This window comes from Trujillonella humicola (assembly GCF_046233715.1).
Taxonomy (GTDB): Bacteria; Actinomycetota; Actinomycetes; order Mycobacteriales; family Geodermatophilaceae; genus Trujillonella; species Trujillonella humicola.
This window is the reverse complement of record NZ_JBJNRJ010000052.1, coordinates 17,554-38,571: the sequence shown is the minus strand read 5'-3', so window position 1 is coordinate 38,571 and position 21,018 is coordinate 17,554. Positions and strand designations below refer to the sequence as shown.

At 73.4% G+C, this 21,018-nt stretch carries 16 protein-coding genes; 5 read left to right on the top strand and 11 right to left on the bottom strand.

Annotation, left to right across the window (positions count from 1 at the left end; all coding sequences use genetic code 11):
• Window positions 1–229: 229 nt before the first annotated feature.
• Entirely contained in the window at window positions 230–577 is a 348-nt protein-coding gene (locus ACK586_RS20375; RefSeq protein WP_409332336.1) for a hypothetical protein, read from the bottom strand.
• A 182-nt stretch (window positions 578–759) separates the two neighbouring features.
• Here ACK586_RS20375 and ACK586_RS20370 point away from each other — a divergent pair, with 182 nt between their 5' ends.
• On the top strand, window positions 760–972 hold the full coding sequence (locus tag ACK586_RS20370; protein ID WP_409332335.1) for an Ada metal-binding domain-containing protein: 213 nt from the start codon (window positions 760–762) through the stop codon (window positions 970–972).
• Between the two features lie 73 nt (window positions 973–1,045).
• On the opposite strand, the gene ACK586_RS20365 is transcribed toward ACK586_RS20370, so the two are convergent.
• Genes ACK586_RS20365 through ACK586_RS20340 form a run of 6 tightly spaced genes read right to left on the bottom strand, consistent with a single transcriptional unit; the run spans window position 1,046 to window position 6,009 of the window.
• Entirely contained in the window at window positions 1,046–1,666 is a 621-nt protein-coding gene (locus ACK586_RS20365) for an HD domain-containing protein (RefSeq protein WP_409332334.1), read from the bottom strand.
• A complete protein-coding gene (locus ACK586_RS20360; protein WP_409332333.1) occupies window positions 1,663–2,922 on the bottom strand; it encodes a hypothetical protein in 1,260 nt (419 codons plus the stop codon). Before ACK586_RS20360 ends, ACK586_RS20365 begins: the two co-directional genes overlap by 4 nt.
• Window positions 2,919–3,755 carry a hypothetical protein gene (locus ACK586_RS20355; protein WP_409332332.1) on the bottom strand — a complete coding sequence of 279 codons (837 nt, stop codon included), beginning with the start codon at window positions 3,753–3,755 and terminating at the stop codon, window positions 2,919–2,921. The genes ACK586_RS20360 and ACK586_RS20355 overlap by 4 nt, the downstream gene beginning before the upstream one ends.
• 8 nt (window positions 3,756–3,763) lie before the next feature.
• Window positions 3,764–5,167 (bottom strand): ADP-ribosylglycohydrolase family protein, encoded by a 1,404-nt coding sequence (locus ACK586_RS20350; protein ID WP_409332331.1) that lies wholly within the window; start codon window positions 5,165–5,167, stop codon window positions 3,764–3,766.
• Window positions 5,168–5,410: a hypothetical protein gene (locus ACK586_RS20345; RefSeq protein WP_409332330.1), complete on the bottom strand. Its 243-nt coding sequence runs from the start codon at window positions 5,408–5,410 to the stop codon at window positions 5,168–5,170.
• A complete protein-coding gene (locus ACK586_RS20340; RefSeq protein WP_409332329.1) occupies window positions 5,407–6,009 on the bottom strand; it encodes an ARPP-1 family domain-containing protein in 603 nt (200 codons plus the stop codon). Before ACK586_RS20340 ends, ACK586_RS20345 begins: the two co-directional genes overlap by 4 nt.
• Window positions 6,010–6,168: 159 nt before the next feature.
• Here ACK586_RS20340 and ACK586_RS20335 point away from each other — a divergent pair, with 159 nt between their 5' ends.
• Both ACK586_RS20335 and ACK586_RS20330 read left to right on the top strand, forming a co-directional pair.
• Window positions 6,169–6,852: an NUDIX hydrolase gene (locus ACK586_RS20335; RefSeq protein WP_409332328.1), complete on the top strand. Its 684-nt coding sequence runs from the start codon at window positions 6,169–6,171 to the stop codon at window positions 6,850–6,852.
• Window positions 6,849–7,040 carry a hypothetical protein gene (locus ACK586_RS20330; RefSeq protein ID WP_409332327.1) on the top strand — a complete coding sequence of 64 codons (192 nt, stop codon included), beginning with the start codon at window positions 6,849–6,851 and terminating at the stop codon, window positions 7,038–7,040. Before ACK586_RS20335 ends, ACK586_RS20330 begins: the two co-directional genes overlap by 4 nt.
• Before the next feature lie 83 nt (window positions 7,041–7,123).
• Here ACK586_RS20330 and ACK586_RS20325 read toward each other — a convergent pair whose 3' ends face one another.
• Entirely contained in the window at window positions 7,124–13,015 is a 5,892-nt protein-coding gene (locus ACK586_RS20325) for a DUF4011 domain-containing protein (protein ID WP_409332326.1), read from the bottom strand.
• Between the two features lie 449 nt (window positions 13,016–13,464).
• Here ACK586_RS20325 and ACK586_RS20320 point away from each other — a divergent pair, with 449 nt between their 5' ends.
• Both ACK586_RS20320 and ACK586_RS20315 read left to right on the top strand, forming a co-directional pair.
• Window positions 13,465–14,697 (top strand): metallophosphoesterase family protein, encoded by a 1,233-nt coding sequence (locus tag ACK586_RS20320; protein WP_409332325.1) that lies wholly within the window; start codon window positions 13,465–13,467, stop codon window positions 14,695–14,697.
• Entirely contained in the window at window positions 14,697–18,395 is a 3,699-nt protein-coding gene (locus ACK586_RS20315; protein ID WP_409332324.1) for an AAA family ATPase, read from the top strand. The genes ACK586_RS20320 and ACK586_RS20315 overlap by 1 nt, the downstream gene beginning before the upstream one ends.
• Before the next feature lie 40 nt (window positions 18,396–18,435).
• Here the strand turns inward: ACK586_RS20315 and ACK586_RS20310 are convergent, their stop codons facing one another.
• The 3 genes from ACK586_RS20310 to ACK586_RS20300 all read right to left on the bottom strand — a co-directional run bounded on the left by ACK586_RS20310 (window position 18,436) and on the right by ACK586_RS20300 (window position 20,890).
• Window positions 18,436–18,828: a type II toxin-antitoxin system VapC family toxin gene (locus ACK586_RS20310; protein ID WP_409332323.1), complete on the bottom strand. Its 393-nt coding sequence runs from the start codon at window positions 18,826–18,828 to the stop codon at window positions 18,436–18,438.
• The gene (locus ACK586_RS20305) at window positions 18,825–19,046 is read right to left on the bottom strand and encodes a FitA-like ribbon-helix-helix domain-containing protein (protein ID WP_409332337.1); all 222 of its coding nucleotides are present in this window, start codon (window positions 19,044–19,046) and stop codon (window positions 18,825–18,827) included. Before ACK586_RS20305 ends, ACK586_RS20310 begins: the two co-directional genes overlap by 4 nt.
• Window positions 19,047–19,123: 77 nt before the next feature.
• Window positions 19,124–20,890, bottom strand: coding sequence for a DUF6398 domain-containing protein (locus tag ACK586_RS20300; protein ID WP_409332322.1), 1,767 nt, complete (start codon window positions 20,888–20,890; stop codon window positions 19,124–19,126).
• Window positions 20,891–21,018: the final 128 nt, after the last annotated feature.

Below are 21,018 nucleotides of genomic sequence, written 5' to 3'. Positions count from 1 at the left end.
GGACAGGTCCCTAGACAAGACCCATCCTTGCTGGTCAGGAGCACTTTTCAGTTGATCAACACCCGCTCACGCCACTCCGCCGTGAAAGCCCCGGGCTAGCGGCGCAGCTGAGTGAGGTCGCCGCGGCCATCGGTCAGCTACCGGCCAGTGCCCGCTCTCGCGCCGGCTGGGACAACGTCGCCACCGCCCTGGTCAGTCTCGGAGCCCAGGACGGCCAGCAGCCCATCGATCACTGGTCCTCGTCGCCGACCGTTGTCGGCTCAGGGGCCGAGGTGGGAGGCACCGGCGCGGGTGGCGGCTTGGGCAGGCCGAGACCGAGCTCGTCCAACGCAACGTGAAGCGACTGCGCCACCTTGCCGAGCGCGTCTTGCTGGCCTTGGACGTAGGCCAGCTGGGCAGCGGCTCCTCCCGCACCTCCGGCGGTCGCATAGCCACCCCAGATCTCGTCCCACACGTAAGACCCGGACGACGGATCGATCAGGACGACCCAGTAGGTGGCTCCGTACTTGCGCACCGTCCAATACCTGCCGTCGGCGGTGTAGTTCCGGTAGCCGGCGCGTCGCTGCGAGCTCGTCACAGCTCCAAGGTAAGGCTGAGTGGCTCATCAGCTCGGGAATTGTGAGCCGTCAGTGTGTCGTATCCTCGGCCGCCTCCACTGGGTGCCTTTTAACCCGTGGTGGGGATTCGTCGTTGTGGCCCGTGCCGCACCATCGCCGCGTGTAAGCGTTGATCGGTGCCGACGGCCGTCCCTTGGCGAGCGTGGTGCCCGGAACCCTCGGTGGCTACCGTCCGGGCCGGCTCTACGGACGACTCGACTGTCCCTCCGCGCTGCGGAACATCGCTGATGGCCACCACACCGAACACCGTGTCTTCTTCGCCGATGAGGCCACGGCCTTGGCGGCCGGCTACCGGCCCTGCGCTCGATGCCTGCCCGTCGAGTACAAGCAGTGGAAGTCGACCCAGGCGCCGTAGCGCCGACGACCTTCGGAAGAGCACCCCGATCGGCCGCTCAGGGCCACTCAAGCGCACATACAGTGCAGCGCGCTCACACCCTGACCAATTCGTCGACCGCTCGGCGGAGCGCCCCCTCCAGCGAGCTGCCCGCCAGACTCTGCGCGACCGCCTCCTGGACGCTCGTGTAGTACCAGAGCAGCTCGTCACGGCTAGCGTTAAAGGTTGACCAGAACTCCGGCCCGTAGCGGCGGACGTCGGCGGCGATGCACAGCGCGTTGTGCGTCTTGTCCGCCGCCGTCACAAGCAGCGCCTCCACCGGCTTGGTCGCCAACCCGGCGACGTACGCCTCCTTGCGCTCCCGCCACGTGCCGCTGCGGTTGCCCGACTCGTCCAGCCCGTCCGAGCACGCCCGCACGATGTCGCCGACGGCGCCACCGAAGCGCGCCCGGATCTCCGCGACTACCGCCCCGCCCTGGCCGGTTGGGGCGTCCTCGACGGCGTCGTGCAGCAGGCCGGCGATCGCCTGGTCTTCATTGCCGCCGTGCTCGAGCACCAGGGCGCTGACGCTCATCAGGTGCGACATGTACGGAACCTGCGAGCCCTTGCGCAGTTGCTCCCGGTGGTGCCGCGCGGCCAACAGCAGGGCGTCGTCGAACCGCTCGCTGAGCGGCCCCGCTCCCATGTGGGCGCGCTCCTCCAAGGTCGTCGTCACGAGTACTCCTTTCCTCTTATGACGGCGGCGAGAACCGCCTCGACGTCCGCCGGCACCGTCGTCGTACGTGACGCCGCCAGCTGGGCGAAGTGACGGTTCCAGCCGTCGTCCCACACGGAGTTCGACGAGGGCCCGGGCTCCCAGTAGCGGGTGACCGTCACCGTGTCGGCACCCAGCTTGCGGGTGACCGTCGCCCGCTCGTCGCCGCCAAGTCGGAGCTCCAGCTCCTCCTGGCCGGCGGCCCGGGTCAGCGAGCTGTCCACCACGCCGGGGGCGGCGGCCAGGACGGACAGGAGCAGCGGATTGGACCCGACCCGGTCACCGCTCGCGCCGATCCACCTAAGTCGCACGTGCGTCGTCCCGTCCCGCTCCTCCAACGAGAGCACCCGGTACCGGCCGCCGGTCACCAGCTCCTGCTCCTCGGCCTTGATCCCCGAGTGCGTCCAGGCCGGCACCGCGGGGAACGGACCGTCCAGCTCGAACAGGAACCGCGTGCCGAAGCCGGCCGCGACGGCGGGGGAGAGGGACACGCCCCACAGCGGCATCTCGATCTGCCCCGTGCGCAGCCGCCGCTCGATCTGCGGGTCCTCGGCCGGCTTCGACGAGATGCCTCGCCCGGCGAAGCCACCCGCCAGCAGACCGACCACGGACGCCCAACCGTCGGCGTCCTGAAACGGCGCCGCGTTGACCGACCGCAGCAACGCGATCCCGGCCGCCAGGACCTCCGGCGACGTCCGCGCCTGCTCGTCGTAGGCGGCGACGAACGGCGCGGAGAAGTAGTGGCGCACCCCGCTGAGCACGCGGGCGGCGGCGCGGACCGGAGACGAGCCGACGTTCTGTCCGCCCTGCCAGAAGGTGCAGGCCTCGGCCAGGTCGTCGGCCGCCACGAGCGGCTGTTGCGCCGGCCGGGCACGGTCGGCCTGCCTGTCCTGCATCTCTCGCAGGTAGGAGACGGCGTCCCTCGCCTCCCGGACGACGAGTGCCACGGCCTCCTCCGTGGAGGACGCCGTCCCCGCCGTCGATCCCTTCGCGCCCGGTGAGGTGAAGCCGTCGTCGGGCGCCGGCAGGTGCACCGCGCCGTCGGCGCGCAGGTCCACCCACTGGGTGTAGTAGGTGCCGGGGTGCTTGCTGCTGATGGTCACGTGCAGCTCGCCGGCTGCGGTGCTGCCGACGCGTACGGCGACGTCCTCGTCGTCCTCCCCGGCGACGGCCTCGGCCACTCGACGCCGGACCTCGGCGACGTCCACCAGGTTCACGCGGACGCCTCGGCCGGCCGGTCCTTCGCCCACCAGAGGAAGTCGGCGGCGTGGCTGAGGTCGGCGAAGGTGTCATCCAGCAACTCGACGAGGAGGTCGTTGCTCCACGTGACGAGCCGGCCGATCGTCCAGGACACCTTCTCGCGGGACGGCAGATCGAGCCCGTAGACGAGCGAGGCGATCTCCTTCTTGCCGCCGGAGGGCGTCGTGTACTTGAGCATCGGCAGGAACCGGTCCGGCTCGACGACGCAGAGCACGCGGGTCAACAGCGACTCCTTGAACCCCGTCATCCCGAGCCCCTTGCGACCCTCCACGAGTTCGGTGAAGCGGTCCTCGAGCCGCGTGCCCTCGGGTCCGCGGAGTAGGTACTCGATGATGGTCCGCAGGCGTGCTGCCGCCTTGTCCGCGCCCATCGCGTTCCAGGCCTCGTTGAAGACGGACATGTTGCCCGGGTGGGCGATGACGGAGTTGTTGGCGAAGGCCTTGAGGTCCTCGGGGTCGGCGTCCGGCAACCCGTCGGCGCTGAAGACGGCCTGGTACTTGGCCCGATAGGGCAGGACCCGCGGATCGAGGTGGGGCGTCTTCTCGAGGAAGTCCTCGATCAGCCGGGTCACGCGCTCACGGGCCTCGGGTCGGACGTCGTCCGCCTTGGGGAAGGCGACCTTGAGGCTCTCGTACGTCGTCGCGACGGGCGCCTGGGGGACCGGACGGCTCTCCCCGCGGATCCACTCGTGGTCGCAGACGAGGCAGCGCACGACGAGTCGACCGTCGGCAAGCCTGTCGACGCCGTCGAGGTCAGAGCTGTCGCAGACGGGGCAGGTAATGACCGGCACGGATCTCCTCAGTCGTTCTTCTTGGCCAGGCGCTCGAGCGCGGCGGTGAAGCTGGCGTTCCACAGGCCCAGGTGCGGCCAGCGCTCGGCGACGTGGGCCGTCGCCTGCTCGACCGACATTCTCTGTTCCCGCACGAGGTAGCCGCGCAGCACCAGCCCGGTGCGCGAGGCGCCGCCGTGGCAGTGCACGAGAATGCGGTGGCCCTCGTCGTGCAGCGCCTTCATGTCGTCGAGGACGTCGGCGAGCATTCCGTCGAGGTCGGCGTTGTGGTCGTTGTCCGCGATGTAGGCCATCCGGTGCACCGGGTGCGGAAACGGCTCGCCCAGCCGGCACAGCGAGATGACGGCAAAGTCGGTGTCGCTGTAGCGGGCGCCGTTCAGGTTGCCCGCCCAGATGCCCGGTAGGACCTCGGTCGGGCCGATCCGGGGGATGACGCCGGGGTCGTAGCTCTGCTGGACGCCGGAGTCGAGCGCCGCCGCCAGCTGCTGCAGGTCGGCCAGCCGCCAGAGCCGGTCGCCGTGGCCGGGCACCCGCCCGTGCACCACCGACGCCCACCTGCTCGGGATGCCGCCCATCCCGTACACCGCCCCGGCCAGTCCGCCGGCCACGCAGGCGACGGTGTCAGTGTCGCCGCCCAGGTCGATGACCAGCCGCAGCACCTCGGCGAAGTCGCGCCCGGTGCGCAGCGCCCACACGGCCTGGCCGAGCGTCGGCCACACCGCGCCGTTGCGCTCGGTGGCCTGCTCCGGCGTCCAGCCGGGCGCGAGCACGGTCGCCCAGCGCTCCCGGTGCTCGGGGACCACCAGCTCCAGCGCCGCCGGGATCGCCGCGAGCGGGTCCTCTCCGTCCAGCGCCACCCGCAGCAGCTCGTGGAACACCGCGCAGCCCTCGCCGGCCGACGGGTCGCCGTGGGTCAGCGCCGAGACCCGGCGGGCGGCGTCCATGGTCGCCGCGGGGCCGTCCTTGGCGAACCGGATGGCCGCCGGCGTCGTCCGCATCAGCGAGCCGTTGCCGGCCGCGCGCCCGGAGCGCGCGAAGTGCTCGGCCGCCGCGACGTCCCATGGCCGCCCCGACCCGAGGACGGAGCGAGTCTGGTTGCCGACGTCCGGCGGGTTCGCCGCCGCCCACGCGCAGAACCGGTCGAAGACGTCGCTCTCGTCCAGGTCGTCGTGCTCGACCAGCGACTGCGCCACGAGCAGCGCCATCTGCGTGTCGTCGGTGAACTCGCCCGGCTCCCAGCCGATCGCCCCGCCTCCGCACATCTCCGTCTTCGACCCGCGCGCCGGCACGGGGAAGCGGGCGCCGAACTGACCGGGCGGGCCGAACTCGAACGGCGCGCCCAGGGCGTCGCCGACGGCCGAGCCGACGAGCGCGCCGGCGTCGCGGGACGAGCGGTGGATCTTCGGGGTCACTCAGGCCTCCGAGGCTACGGCGGACAGGTGGATGGTGCGGTCGTGCCAGCGGACGGCGTCCACACTCGTCCGGCCGCCGCCGCGGACGCGGAAGGCGAGCCCCGCCGGTCCGGTCGACAGCAGCCGGGTGCGCTCGACCCGCTCGGCGAAGGAGCGCGCCAGCGCGGCCGGCGTGCGGACCTCGGGCCGCCCGAAGGCGTCCATGGTCGCCGCGTGCAGCAGCGCCGCCCAGTGCGCGTTCAAGCGCGCCGGCTGTCGAACAGCTCCAGCCAGACCGGTCGTCCGGAGATGCCGACGAGCACGCCGCGCTGTCCGGCGAGCGGTCGGAGACCGCGGGTCAGGTCGCGCGCGGCGGACGTGGTGGTGTCCAGTCGGTCGGCCAGCGACTCGGTGGGCGAGGATCCGGCCACGTCCGCATAACCGCGCACCCGGTCCCACACCTCGTGCTGCGAGCCGACTGCCCGCATCACTCCGACCGGCGCTCGGCGGGCGCGACGCACGTGCGCCGACCCGCCGCTCCAGCGCCCCTGCTCGACGCACACCACCCGCTGGATGGTTGGCTGCTCCGGCGCGAGCAGCGTGGAAGCGGCCAAGGCCCGCGTCTGCCATCCGCCTTCCAGCAACTCGCCGCCCAGCAGCAGGACCGGGCGGTCCGCCCGGTTGGTCACGACCAGCTCCTCCACGATCGGGGAGCCGGCTCGCTCGGCGACGTCCACCGTCGCGTTGAGGCCGGTCACGTAGCCGGCGGGCGTGGACCTCAGGTCGGTCCACGCTGGGAACACGGTCAGCGGCCCGAGGGCCGTCCCCTGACCGACGTGGATCCGAACGCCGACGTCACTCATGGCCTTCACCCGCTCTGCTATCTTATCCGGCAACATTGCAAGTATATCGGATAAGGAGCAACGGTGCAAGATAATGCCCCCGGGCACCGTGACGGCGCCGGGAAGGAGCTGACCGACTACCCACGGCCGTCGGTCGCCGTCGACACCGCGGTGCTCCTGGTGGACGACGAGGAGGGCGAACTCTGGCTGCTGGACCACTTCCGGGAGGACGGCTACCGCGCCGGCGAGTGGTCGCTGCCCGGGACGTTCTTGCACGAAGGAGAGACGCTCGAACAGGCGGTCATCCGCTCGCTCGAGGAGAAGATGGGGATCTCCGGAGCGCGCCCGCGTCAGCTGCACGTCTTCGACGACCCGGCACGGGACGACCGGGGCTGGGTCATCAGCGTCGCCCACGTCGTCCTGCTGCGCATGCGGGATGCGATCCAATTGCTCAGGGCGCGTGACGACCTCGAGTACCAGACGGTCGACGGCGTCCTAGGTCTTCCGTTCGACCACGACGAGATCGTCGCGCTGGCGGTGGCCGAGGTGCGCCAGCAGTACGCACTGCTGCCCGACCCTTACTTCCTGCTCGGCGACAGCTTCACGCTGAAGGAGCTGCAGGCCGTGCATGAGGCCATCGCGGCTCCCGTGCGCGAGGGCGAGACCCGTCCCCATCCCGACACCTTCCGCCGGTACATGGTCGACAACGGCCTGGTGCAGCGGCTCGACGAGACAAGGGTGGTCGGCCGGGGGAGGCCGGCGCAGCTCTACACACGCAGCGCCGACTCGGCGGACCTGAGTCGTCTCGCCGGGGTGCGGCCGGCCCGTCGACTATCCGGCACCGCCATGGGGCGCCGGCCATGACGAGGTGGAGCATCACCCACCTCGACGACATGCCGACGCTGGCAGTGGGCGACGACGCCGACCTGAAGTTCGACGACGGTCAGACGCGGGTCTGGCTCAGGCGCAGTCGCTCGGGTGGCGGTCATGACGGAGCGACGGTCCTCGTCGAGAAGCTCCAGGCGGACCACACGTGGAAACGGGTGGACTGAACCGTCGGCCCGCCACCGCTAATGACGCGGTGGGGGCCACGTGGCGCTCCGTCGTCGGGCGTGCCCGGCTCTCGCGGCGCCGTCTATGCCGAGGTGACGAGTCCATTGGCCTCCACAGTCAGTCGTCCAGCCTTGCTGCCGGAGGCGAGCGCGGCCTCGAGCACGGCCAGTTGCGCCGGCGTCCGGCGCCGGTAGCCGAAGACCTCGAGCGTCTGGGCGAAGAGCTCGTCCTGCGTCATGCCCGCGGCGGCGCGGCAGAGGGCCGTCATGGCGTTGCCGATTTCCTGCGGCGCGATGTGCTCCAGCGGGCGCTCGGTGCCGGTCGCCTGCCGGCGGAAGCTGTCGTAGCGGACCGGGTCCGCCGCCGGAGGCCAGACGAAGTCGCCGACGAAGAACCCCGAGGGGACGAGGGCGGAGATGGCGTCCTTCCTCGCCTGGGCGACACGGCCGAGCCCGAACGCGGCGGCCGTCAGCCGGGCGAGGCGGTCCACGTGGACGGGTCCCTCGGCGCGGATGCCGTCCATCAGCACGCCGCGCACGATCTCCGCGGCTCGCGGATTCGACAACTGATCGAGGACGCTGCGGTCGCCTCGGACACCCGGCACCCAAGGGGTGAACGGCGTCTCGCCGACGAGCGGCACACCCCGCGTGACCGACGGTGTTGCCGGCGCGGACCTGACCGTGGCGGTGGGCTCGGCCGGGGCCTGGCGCAGGGTGTCCTCGCTCGGACCGGCGGGGAGGGGCGGCGTCGGCCTCGGCGTGGGCCGCTCGACCGGGGCCGGCGACTCGACTGCGGCCACCAGCCGGTCCAGCACGTCGTGGCGGTCGGCAAGCCACGACGGCAGCCACACTCGCTCCACCGCCGGCCAGCCGAGCATCCCCCTGAGCACGTCGATGGGCAGACCGTCCCGGTCCCCGACCGTGCCCCGCCGGGCCCATCCCGGCCCGTCGAGGAGCACCGCGACGATCGGCTCGTCGGGAGCCTCCGCGCGGGCGAGTGCCAGGTCCACCTTGAAGTCGGACAGTCCGACGTCCGTGCGCACGGCCACGCCCCGGTCGCGGAGGGCGGCCGCGACCTCGTCCCGGTGCCGGTCAGGAGCGGCGGAGGAGCGCCCGTTCTGCGGCAGCGCGTTCGTCCCGAGAGCCGCGAGGTCGAGGTAGGCACGCAGGTGCTTGACCCCGACCGACGACGTCTCCTCGGCGCGGAGCTGGGCCGGGTCGAAGCTGGAGAAGACGACGACCTGCCGCCGGGCGCGGGTGACGGCCACGTTCAGCCGTCGCTCGCCACCGGCACGGTTGAGCGGTCCGAAGTTGAGGGGGAGGACGCCGCGCTCGTTCACGCTGAACCCGGTCGAGAACAGGATGACGTCCCGCTCGTCGCCCTGGACGTTCTCGAGGTTCTTGACGAACAGCCCCTCGCCGTCGGTGCGGTCCAGTGCCTCGATCAGCCGGTCGTCCCCGCTGTCCCGCAGCAACCCGTCGATGTGGGCCCGCTGCTGCATGTTGAACGTGACGACGCCCAACGACGGGAGCTCGTCGGGCGAGGCGGCGAACCGTCGCCGCACCTCGGCGACGACGGCCTCGGCCTCGATCGGGTTGGTGCGCAGCAGCTTGCCGCGTCCGGAGCGGTGGAACGTCCCGTCGACGCGGACCAGGGCGACCCCCCGTCCGTGGACGTCCGCGGACGGCTGTCCGTGCACGGGGGCGGGGAAGGACGACAGACGGTTCTCGTAGTACTGCCGGTTGCTGAACGCGATGAGCGACTCGTCCTGGCTCCGGTAGTGCCACGACAGCCACTGCCGGGGAACGCGCGCCTGCACGCACTCGCTGAGAATGCTCTCCTCGTCCTCGACGACGGCCTCCACGCCGTCCTCGGCGGCCTCCTCGTCGCTGCCGGCCGCCTCGGCGAACGTCGTCGGCGGCATCTGCTTGCTGTCACCCACGACGACGGCTGCCCCGGCCCGGCCGAGGGCACCGATCGCGTCCGCGACCCGGATCTGCGAGGCCTCGTCGAAGACCACCACGTCGAACAGGCCGGCCGTGGCAGGGAAGAAGCGGGCCACGGAGTCCGGGCTGACCAGCACGCACGGCATGACGGCCGTGATCAGATTGCCGTAGGTGCCCAGCAGGGCGCGCACTCCCAAGCCGCGGCGCTGCTTGGCGAGCTCGCGCTGGAGCGCGCCGACCTGCCCGAGGCCCGTCGCGGCGTCGAACGGGCGGCTGCCCACCACCTCGGCTGGCACGGCGGACCGCAGGTGTTCCCGTACCGCCCGCGAGGCCCCGGTGAAGCGCATGATGGCGCGCTCGTGCGTGGCCGGATCGAAGGTGTCCAGTCCCGTCGCCTGGCGGCGCTCCTGCATCGACGCCTCCGCGAGGCCCCGGTCGAAGGCACGGACGGCGTCGTCCGTCGGCAGGGCGCCTGTCAGCAGGGCCACGCGCAACTCGTGGAGGCTGGCGGTGCGCAGGGGCTCCACCGTCTCGAGGAGATCGAGCCAGCGGCGCAGCGAGGGGAGGCCGGGCTGTTCGGTTGCCCGCTCCGCGCCCGTCATCTGCCACCGGACGAGGAGCCCCTCGGCTCCTGCCCACGCGCTCAGGCGGTCGTCCGTCGTCCCGCACGCGCTCCGCAGCGCGTCGAAGGCATCCCGGGCGCGGTGCACCGCCTGCGCGGCCTGTGGATCGGCGATGGGGCCGCCGGAGAGGAGGGCCCGCAGTGCGCCGGGAAACCCGTCCGCCGCGTCCAGTGCCGCGCCGGCGTGGCGTAGCCACTGCATCTGCCGGTCCAGCACACCCCGGCCCGCCTCCGTCAGCGGGTTCCACGCCGGCGGAACGGTCAGGCCGGGCATGGCCGACGCTCGTTCACCCAGCGCCCGAACGGCGGACTGGACCTGGACGAGTGCCGCGGTCAACGCTGGAACCGCCTTCGGCTCCACGACCGCACCCGGGCGTAACACCGCTGTCAGCTGCTCCCGCACGGCGATCAGCCGCTTCTTGCGGCCGAACCAGCTGGACTGCGCCGCAGCGACGGCGGCGGCGTGGATGTCGATCAGAGGGAGGTCGAGCGCCGCCGGGGTCGCCAGGTCCAGTCCCGGGTGAGCGGCCGCGACGAAGGCTGCCACCTCGCCCGCCACAGCACCCGTCGCTTCGTTCCACCGGGAGGACCTGGTCTCGTCGAGGACGTCCAGGCCGACGGCGGGCCCGCCCAGGAGCGTGGCCAGCGTTCCGAGATCACCAGGGGTACGTGCCGCCCGCAGCGCGGTCGCCAGGCGTCCTTCCCCAGGCAGCGCCGCCACGGCACGGTCCACAGCGATCGCGGCCTGCTGGGCGGCTCCCGGATCGATGTCGGGGACGTCCACGAAGGCCCACGGGTGGAACTCGCGGGGCCGCGCCTGGTCGGCCACGTCGGGCAGCCCGGCGAGCAGCTCGCGGAGGGCGGAGGTGGCCTCGACCGTGGTGGTCGCGACGAAGGTGACCGGTACGGGCGCTGCGGGTATCTCGGTGCCGACGCTCAGGAGGGCGGTCCGTGCCGAGTAGAGGGACAGGCCGGCGCCGTTCTCCTCGTGCAGCCGCTGGGCATAGCGGCCGAGGCTGCGGCGTGCGGACCGGAGGTCCTCCCGGTCGGTCGCCAACCCCTGGGCGTCGACTTCGACGGCGTGGTCGAGCGCCTGCCTGATCTGGGCCCGGACGACTGCCGGCTTGCTCCCCTTGTCATGGAGGTCCAGCGCGAAGGGGCCCATGCCGACCGCCTCCAGGCGACGGGCGACCACGTCCAGCGCAGCCCGCTTCTCGGCGACGAAGAGCACTCGCTTCCCGTCGGCGACGGCGCGGGTCAACAGGTTCGTGATGGTCTGCGACTTGCCCGTGCCGGGCGGCCCCTCGAGCACGAACGTCCGTCTCGCCGCGGCCTCGGCGACCGCGCGCAGCTGCGACGCGTCCCCCGGAACAGGGCAGCGGGAGGCGAGGTCGTCGAGGTCGGCCCCCTCTGCGGCGGCGCTGACCGGGTCCAGGTAGGGATCGGTCGGCGCGTGGATCAGGTGCGCGACGAGCGAGTTCTCCGCGAAGTCGGCCCAGCGCTCGTCCAGGTCCTTCCAGAGCCGGAACTTCGCGAACTGGAGGAGGGCGAGATCGGCCGTCGGCTCGACGCGGAAGGGCAGGCCCCGCTCGGCGAGGGCGACGCGCATCGCCTCCAACGCAGCGTCGAGGTCGATGCCGGCACCGTCCTCGGCAGGTTCGGCCAGGCCGGGAACGGACAAGCCGTGCACCTGCCGCAGCTTCTCCAGGAGGCAGTAGTTCGGTGTGCTCGCGCCGGCCTCGTCGAGACTGAGCCGGTAGGCGGTGTTGCGGCCGGCCGGGCTGAGGTTCACCGGTACGAGGACGAGCGGAGAGCGCAGCGCGCGACCGTCGAGCTCCCAGGCCAGGCTCCCCAGCGCCAGGTAGAGGTTGTTCGCACCCGTCTCCTCCACCACGGTCTTCGCCTTGTAGGCGAGGGCGCGCAGCTTCGTGAGGTATGCCGCTTCGGTGACGTCGGCGAACAGCGATCGGCGGTCGCGCAGGATGTCGGCGAGCTGGTCCTGCGGCAGCTCGCGCGCCGACCGGAGGCCTCGTTCCCGCTGGACGGCGGCGATCTGGTCCGACGGCAGCAAGGTGATCGCGGTGCCACCGTTGACCATGTCCTCGAGCTCGGCGAGCGAGTCATCCGGGACGGTCAGGGCCATCCCGGCGCGCTCGGTGTAGTTGATCAGCCGGTTGCGCAGGCTGAGGTCCAGCAGCGCGTTCTTCCACTGCTGCACACGGGCGGGCACCTCGGGCTGCCCGGCGCGCGTGGTCGGCGCACTCTCCCGCTCCACCGGCCGGGCCGGCGCGCTGTGCACGCTCGGCCGGTACTCCACCACCTGGACCGCGCCGTCGTCGTCCCGGGTCCGGGCGGGCAGCGGCAGGATCCGGTCCTGCCGCGCCTGGTGGATGTCCACCACTGCCTCGACCCGGTCCAGGTCGCCCGTGAGCCACGGCGCGTAGGCGGCTCGATGGAGATCGGGCAGCGGGCCGGCATCGGCGCGTTCGGTCAGCGCCGTCGTCTCGACGAGGCGGATGAGACCGAGGTCCACGAGGTTCACCAGCGGTGCGACGTCGGTGGTCGCAGCGCTGTCGACAGCGCGTTCCTCGCGCCAGTAGCCCATGAAGGCGTGCCCCTCGACCATCCAGACCTGGGGTCGGAGCCCTGCTTGTTCGAACGCCGCGGCGAGGACGACGACGGTGTCGAGGCAGGTGCCGAGGCGCCCGTCGAGGACGTCTCCCGGAGTACGGACCTTCTGCCCGACGCCCCAGCTCGCGGGCGGCTCGCTGTACCGGACCGCTCTGCGGTGCATGGCCTCGGTGAGCGCGGCCGCGATCTGATCGACTCGTTCGGGCCCGGACTGATAGCCCTGGACCGCCGAACTCCCGGTGCGCTCCAGCAGGATGTCCCCGGCCTCCGCGACCAGGGTCGTAATCGCCGGGTGGTTCGGCATCACGTGCGCGGCGAGCATCTCCATGGCCAGCAGTCGTGGCAGGCCACGCCACTGCTGAGCCGACAGGACCCGGACGGGCAGCGACTGCCGGGCCAGGAGGCGATCGCCGTCCAGGACCTCGACGTCGATCGAGCCGGGCCGCTCTTCCTCGACCTGGAGCATGGCGGATGGGTCCAGCCGCAACGGCAGATCGGACAGCACGGTGGTGGCCGAGGCGCCCAGGTCGACGTGGGCGGTCACGGCGGTGCCGATCGGCCCCTCCGCGTCACGCACGGACAACCTGAGCGTGGCGCCCGGGACGGGAGCCCCGCTGTTCGCGATGGCGAGCCGGGACAGGATCGGGACCTCGTTGTGCGCCAGCGCGTAGCTCAGGACGCCGGCGCCCGCCACGTCGATGGACACCGGTGGCGCCGTCGCCACCACCGATGCCTGGTCGGCTGGCTGCGGGACGGCATCCGCGAAGTCGCTCACCGCGTCTTCCTACCGGCCGAGGGTGACGGGGACGTGGAGCCCACGGGGCTGGTTGTTGCTGCTGGGGCAGGATCGGACGCCAGGGTTCCGAAAGACCGGAGGGCGCCGCTCCGCGGACGACCAACCCGGCGGCCCCGTCGGCTGTAGCGGGCTCGTGGACGGAGCTCGGATCCGGTCCCGCCGTCGACGGCCATGGCCCGGAGCTACTCCAGCGCCCTCGGTGAACCGACCGGCGCCGACGGTCGACGGCGTGGCGCTGCGAATCCGGACGTAGCCGTATCTACGGTGCTCGCCGGTGCCGGCCGCCCCGGCCGTGGCCGTCACCCGATGGGGTGGTCGTCGCGCCGGCCGTCCTCTGCCTGGCCCGCTCCTGTCACAGGGGCTCAGCAGGGTGCGGCCCGACCACCTCGAGCGATCGCTCACCCGCACCATCCGACGAGGAGCCGCCCGTGCGCATCGTGCACGCCGCCGACCTGCACATCGACAGTCCGCTGCAGGGGCTGTCGCGGCTCGACGACGAGGACGTCGCCCGGCAGGTGCGCCAGGCATCGCGGCGGGCGACGGAGCGGCTGGTGCGGCTGGTGATCGACGAGGAGGCCGACGCGCTGGTCCTGGCCGGCGACGTCTACGACGGCGATTGGCCCGACTACGCCACCGGCCGGTTCTTCGCCGAGCAGATGGACGTCCTCCACGACCACGGGGTCCCGGTGTTCTCCGCCGCCGGCAACCACGACGCCGAGAGCCAGATCACCCGGGCGCTCACCCTGCCGTCGAACGTCCGCGTGCTGTCCACCCGGGAACCGGAGACCGTCGTCCTCGACGACCTCGGTCTGGCCGTGCACGGGCAGGGCTACCCCCAGCGCGCCGTCACCGAGAACCTGGTCGCGGCCTACCCCCGGCGCGTCCCCGGCCTGGTCAACGTCGGCATCCTGCACACCGCCGTGGCCGGCAGCGAGGGCCACGCCCCCTACGCGCCCTGCACCGTGCAGGACCTCGAGCGGGCCGACTACGACTACTTCGCACTCGGCCACGTGCACCGGCACGCCGTCGTGACCTCCGGTCACAGGGTCGCGGCCTACTCCGGCAACCTGCAGGGCCGCCACCCGCGGGAGACCGGCCCTAAGGGCGCCGTCGTCGTCGACGTCGAACCCGACGGCCGGGCGGAACTGCGCCACGTCGCGCTGGACATCGCCCGATGGGCGGCCTGCGAGGTGGACGCCACGGGCGCCGCCGACCTCGACGACGTCCTGGCCCGGGTGCAGACGGCGCTGCGCGACGCGGCCGCGGCGGCGGAGGGCCGGCTGCTGGTTGCCCGCGTCACTCTGCGGGGCGCCACGCGTGCCGCCGCGCAGCTCGCCGACCGGGAGCGGCTGGCCGAGGAGGTCGCGCGTCTCGCCGGCCGGTGCGGGGTCACCGTCGAGCGGGTGCGCTCGAAGGCGGAGGCCCCGGGCGAGGCCGGGAGTGTCGAACCGCAGCTGCGGCGGGGCATCGAGGCGGCCGGCCAGGCGATGGTCGCCGACCTCGACCGGCTGCGCGCCCTGGTGCGCCCCCTGGACGCGGAGCTCGGACGCATCCTCCGCCAGGACGGCGGGCTCGACCTGCGTGACGACGAAGCCCTCGGCGTCCTGGCCGCCGAGGCCGTCACCGATCTGCTCGCCCAGCTCACGGGGGAAGGCCGCTGATGTTCATCCGGTCTCTCGAGCTCGAGCGCTACGGCGCGTTCACCAACCGCCGCGTCGACTTTGGCGCGGGAAGCCTGACCCTGGTCATCGGGCCCAACGAGGCCGGCAAGTCGACGACCCTGGAGGCGATGTCGGACGTCCTGTGGGGCATCCCCACGTCCTCGCGGCAGGCCTTCCTCCACGGCCGCCCCGCGCTCGCCGTCAAGGCGGAGATCGACGTCGAGGGGACCGGCCCGACGGCGGTGGTGCGGCGCGCGAACGGGCTGTACCAGCTGGGCACCGGGGCCACGGTTTCGGAGGTCTGGCTCACCCCGCAGGACTCCGGGCGCCGGTGGCGAGAGGCCTTCGGGCTGGCGCACACCGAGCTCCGTGAGGGGGGCCGGCTGCTCTGCGCGGGCCGCGGTGACCTCGCGGAGCTGGTGTTCACCGCCCGCAGCGGCCGCACCGTGCGCGAGCTGCTGGCCGGGATGGAGGCGACCGCCGCGAAGCTCTATAAGGAGCACCGCGGGAACAAGAGCGTCGAGGTGCGTCAGGCCCTCGCCGAGTACGAGGACCTGCGCAGGCAGGTCACGGAGGCGACCGCGGCCGCGCCCCAGGTGCGGCTGGCTCGGGAGGCCGTCCAGCAGGCACGCACCGATGTCGAGCGGGCCCAGCGCGCCGTCGCCGGAGCGCGCGTGGCGCTGCAGCGAGCCGAGCAGCGGCAGCGCGCCGCCGCCCACGCCCGCAAACTCGCCGGGGTCCTCTCCCGGGCCGCGGAGCTCCGCGCGACCGGTCCGGTCCTCGACGTCGACCAGCTCGCCCGCCACGAGCAGCTCGGAAAGGGGCTCGCGGCCGCCGAGGATGCCATCGCCGAGATCGCCGGAGAGGTGCAGCGGCGGGAGCAGGCCCGGGCGTCGCTCGTCGTGGACGGCGCCGTCCTTGCCGACGCCGAGCAAATCCAGGGCCTCCACCTGGAGGCCGAGGCGCGGACGGGTGACGCCGCGCGGGCCCGCGACCTCGCCGCGCGGGCCGCGGAGCTCGACCGGCGCGTCGCCGCACTGCTCGCCGAGCTCGGCGACGTGCCCGCCGAACGAGAGGTGTCCGACCACCTCGCGTCGATGCGGGTCGCCGCCGACCGGGTCGCGCAGCTCGGCGCGCTGGCTGAGGAGCTGCAGGAGTTCCGCCGGCAGCTGGCCACCAAGGCGGACGCGCTGCGCTCCGCCGAGCAGCGGCTCGCCGAGGCGGGTGACCACCTGCTCGACGTCGACGCCGACGCGGTGGCCGCCGTGCGCGAGGCCGCCGAAGCGATCGCGACGACCGGCTCGGCCGCCGACCAGCAGCGCCGCGCGTGGCAGAGCCGTGCGGACGAGGCGCTCCGGCGCGACGAGGCGCTCCGGCTGGCCGGCCTGCCCTCCGGTGCGCCGGTTCCCGCGGCGATCCCGTCGGCCGGCCAGGTCACCGAGGCGGCCGAGCGGCTGGCCGGCGCCCGGGCCTCGGTGCAGGGAGCCGGCCGGGAGGTCGAGCGCCTCCGCGCGGCAATCGCCGACACGACGGCGCAGATCGAGGCTGCGCAAAGCGCCGAGCTGCCGAACCGGGAGGCTCTCGCGACCGCCCGCGGCGCTCGGGATGCCCTGATCGAAGACCTGGTTTCGGCCCGGACGCACGGCCGCCCGGCCGCGGACCCCGCGGAGCTGGGAGGTCAGCTGCGGCAGGCGGTGGCGCACGCCGACACCGTGGCCGATCTCCTGCTGACCCACGCAGACGAGGCCGCCCGCCTCGCCGAGCTCGGCAAGACTCTCGGCGACCAGCAGGCCGACCTCGACCGAGCGCTCGGCGAGGCAGCGGAGTGCGCGGCACGCGTGGAGGCCGTCACCTGGCGGTGGGCGGAGCTGTGGCCGGCCTTCGAGACGGCCGTGCCCTCGCCGTCCGAGGCAGGGGACGTCCGGCGCCACCTGGAGGAGGCCAGGGCGGCCGAGGAGCGCAGAACTGCCGCTGCCGACCTCGCCGAGTCGCTGCAGGACCAGGTGAGCGCGCAGGCGGCCACGCTCGCGGCGGCCCTGGCGCGGGCCGGCCGGCCGAGGCCGGACACCGATCTCGACGCCCTGGTGGAAGCCGCCCGGGCGCTGCTCGCCGCCGACGACGACCGTCGCGTGCAGCGGGCGCGGCGGGACGAGCTCGCCCGCACCGAGGCACACCACCGGTGGGAGAGCGATTCGGCTGCGGCCGCCTACGCGGCTACGCAGGACCGCTGGCGGGCGGCGCTGCGGGTGGCGGGCGTGCCCGAGGACCTCGACGCGCCGGCCTGGTTCCGGCGGCGGGACCTGCTGGCCCAGGCCCAGTCGGTCGACGCGCAGGCCGCGGACGCCGGGCGCGAGGCGCAGGAGGCCGCCGCCGCGAGCGCGGCTTTCCGCGACGCCGTGACCGCTCTGGCCGGGCGTCACGCGATCCCCGATGACGACCCCGAGGCCGCGATCGGGCTCCTGGCGCAGCGCCGGGACCTGGCCCTCGCCGACCGTCGCGCCGCCGACGAGCTGGACGGTCAGCTCCGCGAATTTGCCCGGCGGCGCGACGAGGAAGACGCCGGTCGCGCCGAGGCTCTCCGCGGGCTCGACGAGCTCCGGCTGGCCGTGGGCGCCGCCGACCTGATCGAGCTGGCCGAGGTCGTCGAGCGCAGCACCTGCGTCGCCGAGCTCGCCGACGACGAGGAGCGGCTGACCGGGCTGGTCCGCGCCGCGGCACCCGACCTGGAGGTGCTCGCGCTGGTCGAGGAGTGTGCCGCCACCGAGCGGGAGGTTCTCGCCGCCGCCTGCGACTCCGTGCGGGACGAGCACGACGCCGCCGAGCAGGCGCAGCAGGCCGCGCTGGAGCTGCAGGCCGACGCCCGTCGCCGGGAGCGGGAGCTCACCAGCGGCCCGGGCGCGGCCGAGCTGCACGCCCGCGCCCAGGAGCAGCTGGCCGTCCTGCGAGAGCGGGTGGAGCGCTACGTCGTGGCGCGCGTCCAGGCCGACGTCCTCCGGGCGGAACTCGAGGCCTACGAGCGCCGGCATGCCTCCCCGCTGCTCGACGAGGCGGGGGAGATCCTGCAGCGCCTGACCGGCGGCCGCTACGTAGCGCTCGGCGTCGTGGACCGGGGTGAGAGCCGGGGGCTGGAGGTCGTCGGCGCCGACGAGGAGCGGCGGACCCCGGACCAGCTGTCAGAGGGCACCGCGGACCAGGTGTTCCTGGCGCTGCGGCTGGCCGGCATCGCCGCGCAGCAGCGGGACCGATCGGCGGCAGGTGTGCCGAGCCTCCCTGTCGTACTCGACGACGTCCTGATGACGTTCGACGACGAGCGCACGGCCGCTGCACTGCGAGTGCTGGCCGAGCTGTCCCGGCAGTGGCAGGTGATCGTGCTCAGCCACCACGCGCACATCGCGTCTCTGGCGCGGGAGCTCGGCTGCGCGGAGTTGACCGTCGCGCAGCTCCAGACGCCGGTCGAGATGGCGGGCAACCGCTCAGCCGACGACATCCGTCGGCGTGCCCGGACGGTGACGGTGCAGGCCACTTCGGCACGGTCGTCGGCGCCCGCGTCGTCCGCTGTCCAACTGCCGGCGCCCCGCCGGGAGGGCGCGGGCCCGGGCGCCGTCCGGGAGTGGGCGCGGGCCCACGGCTACGACGTCGCTGAGCGTGGCCGGATCTCGGCCGACATCACGGAGGCCTACGAGCGAGCGCACCGGTGACCGGCGCCGAGCCGGCCACCTCGCCCACCGACCACGTGGATCAGCCGATCACCGTCACGGCGCAGCGCAGGCCCGCGGCGCGGGACAGCCCGCGGTCGCCGGTGACCAGGGTCGCGCCCAACACCTCGGCGAGCGCGACGTAGACGGCGTCGTAGGCGGTCATCGAGTCCCGTAGTTCCAGGGCCCGATCGAGGAGCGGATCGTGGCCGTGTCGGACCACCGGCAGATCGCGTAGCGCTGCCACGCCCCCGCGGGCGGCACGGGAGTCGAGCAGGCCGCGCAGCGTGTGACGGCGGACCACCGAGAGCACCTCGACGTCGAGGAGATGCGGGGCGTGCGCCTCGTCCGTGAGCAGTTGCTGTCTGGCCTCGTCTCCCGCCGCCCCGGCGTCGAGCACTGCCGCAGCGACGGTCGAGGCGTCGGCAACGATCACCGGCCGTCGCGGTCGGCTCGGATGCCCTCGACCACGTCAGCCATGCTCAGGGGCACCCGGAAGGCCGCAGATCGGGCGAGGACCTCGGCCATGGGCGGGCGCTCGGTGACGCGCTGCAGCTCGCGGAGCACGTAGTCGGACAGGGTCATCCCGGCCGCCTTCGCCCGGCGGTGGAGCTCGGCGTGGATCTCGTCGGGCACGTTGCGCACCTGCAGCATCCTGCTCACGGCGCAACGCTACATGCGATTCGCATGCGCGGTGGCGCGACGCCGGCCTGATGCGAGCGCTGCGCGGGCTATCCGCCGTCCCGCGCGGCGATGATCCGGTGGCGACGGGCCCCGGTGAGGTAGTCGGGCGAGCCCAGGGCACCACCCCCGTAGGTGAAGCCGTCCGGATCGACGCCGAGAACCTGCAGGAACACCCGGGCGCGCTGCGACGGCGACCTCCCGGGCAGCCCGCACCAGCTCATCAGGTCCTTGACCGTCAGCCGGCCGTACGGGAAGACGTGGTTGGCCTTGCCGACGACCCAGCAGATCGCCGCGGCGGACATCGCCGGAGCGCTGCGCCGCCGGAGCACCCCCGGCCCGTCCGCGGCCACCCGGGCCAGCAGGCGGCGGCCGGCGGTGCGCAGCTCGACGTCGAGCAGCTCGGCGCAGCAGCGGTCGACCAGGCCCAGCACCTCCGCCACCCGCTCGTGCAGATCGGCAGGCACGGCCTCCCAGCGGAACGGCTCGTCAGGCAGCGGGACGTCGTCCAGCTCCTCCAGCGCCTCGAACCCACCCACGGCCTCGGCCAGCCGATCCCGCCCGATGGCTTCGACGTCGTCGTCCGCACCGGGCACCGCCGGCCAGGGGCCGGCCGCGTCGAGCGCACCCATGGCGACCAGCAGTGCCTCCGGCCCCTGCGGCCGCGGGGTCCGGATCGTCTGCTGGTACTGCGGCTCGTACTCGTCGACCGCCGCGAGCGTCTCGGCGGTGAGCTCGGCGCGGATGCCGCGCTCGGCGTGGCAGAACCGGACGAAGGCCCGCAGCAGCTCCGGCGCCTTGGCCAGGTAGGGCGCGTCGGCCACGATCTTCCGGGGGATCCAGTCGACCAGCAGGATCTCGACCGAGACCGGGCTCCAGTGCAGCGGGTCGCCCGGGCCGTAGCCGCTGCCGAACCACAGCAGCGATTCCAGCAGGCCGTGGTGGTCCTCGTCGTCCAGGCCGGCGCCGAACGGCGAGTCGAAGAACCGCCGGCCGAGCGCGGTGAGCTCCTCGTCGGTCCACTCCGGCCGCTCGTAGCCGGTGCCGCCGGCGGGCAACAGGGAGCACGCCCACTCGACGACCGCCCGGCACGCCGGCCACGTGTCACTCTCCAGCGGCGGAACGGTCATCGACCAGATCTGGATGGCCTCCTCGATCCGTGCCCGCGCGTCGGCCGGGGGCGGATCGGTGAACGCGACGTCGGGGTCGTCGGCCGTCCGCCGCATCAGCTCGACGACCTCGACGACCCCGGCCGGGAGCACGAAGGCGTCCTTCACCAGCGAACCCAGGTTGTGGTCGATGTAGACCACCGCCGTGAGCTCCGGCCCGCCGGGCAGCCGGATGCCGACCAGCAGGTTGTCGCCGTCGCCGAGCACGTGCCGCATCTGCACCACCCGGTCGGCCGGGCGGGCCTCGTCGAGCGCGACGAGCCACCGCGGCAGCACGTGCCCGCGGGCCCCCAGCTCCCGGCGGACCCGGTGCCGCAGCACGTCGTCGCCGCCCAGCCCCGCGATCGCGGCCAGCAGCGCCGAGGTCTCGACCAGCTCCACCTCGAAGAAGGTGTCCACGACCTCGCCGAGCGCGGGCAGCTCCGGGTCGCGCTGCCCGAACCGGGACCGGCGGTCGTCGAACGCGGCGAGGAAGGAGCTGGCCAGGCCGAGCAGCGGCAGCGGCTCGTCCGCGGCGAGAGCCTCGGCGACGCCGGCCATCAGGTCCGGCTCGTCCCGGCGGCTCCGCGGCCGGGCGTGCGCGGTGCCACCTCGGCGGGGGCGCTTGGCCTTCGTGCGTCCGGTCGGTCGGCGCGAGCGCTTGGGCATCGGCGTCAGGGTATCGACCTCCGGCCTTCCCGTCGGCTCCCGCGTGCGGTGCCCCGGGAGGAAGGCCCTTCGATCCTGGCGCCGCTCGACCCCGGCGGCCCGCTGCCCGGCGAGCCAGGTCGGCGAGG

What these genes read in the sequence shown, in the direction of transcription:
- ACK586_RS20315 (WP_409332324.1), top strand. Translation starts at nt 14,697, where the DNA reads ATGTTCATCCGGTCTCTCGAGCTCGAGCGCTACGGCGCGTTCACCAAC.
- ACK586_RS20300 (WP_409332322.1), bottom strand. Translation starts at nt 20,890, where the DNA reads ATGCCCAAGCGCTCGCGCCGACCGACCGGACGCACGAAGGCCAAGCGC.
- ACK586_RS20340 (WP_409332329.1), bottom strand. Translation starts at nt 6,009, where the DNA reads ATGAGTGACGTCGGCGTTCGGATCCACGTCGGTCAGGGGACGGCCCTC.
- ACK586_RS20305 (WP_409332337.1), bottom strand. Translation starts at nt 19,046, where the DNA reads ATGCTGCAGGTGCGCAACGTGCCCGACGAGATCCACGCCGAGCTCCAC.
- ACK586_RS20330 (WP_409332327.1), top strand. Translation starts at nt 6,849, where the DNA reads ATGACGAGGTGGAGCATCACCCACCTCGACGACATGCCGACGCTGGCA.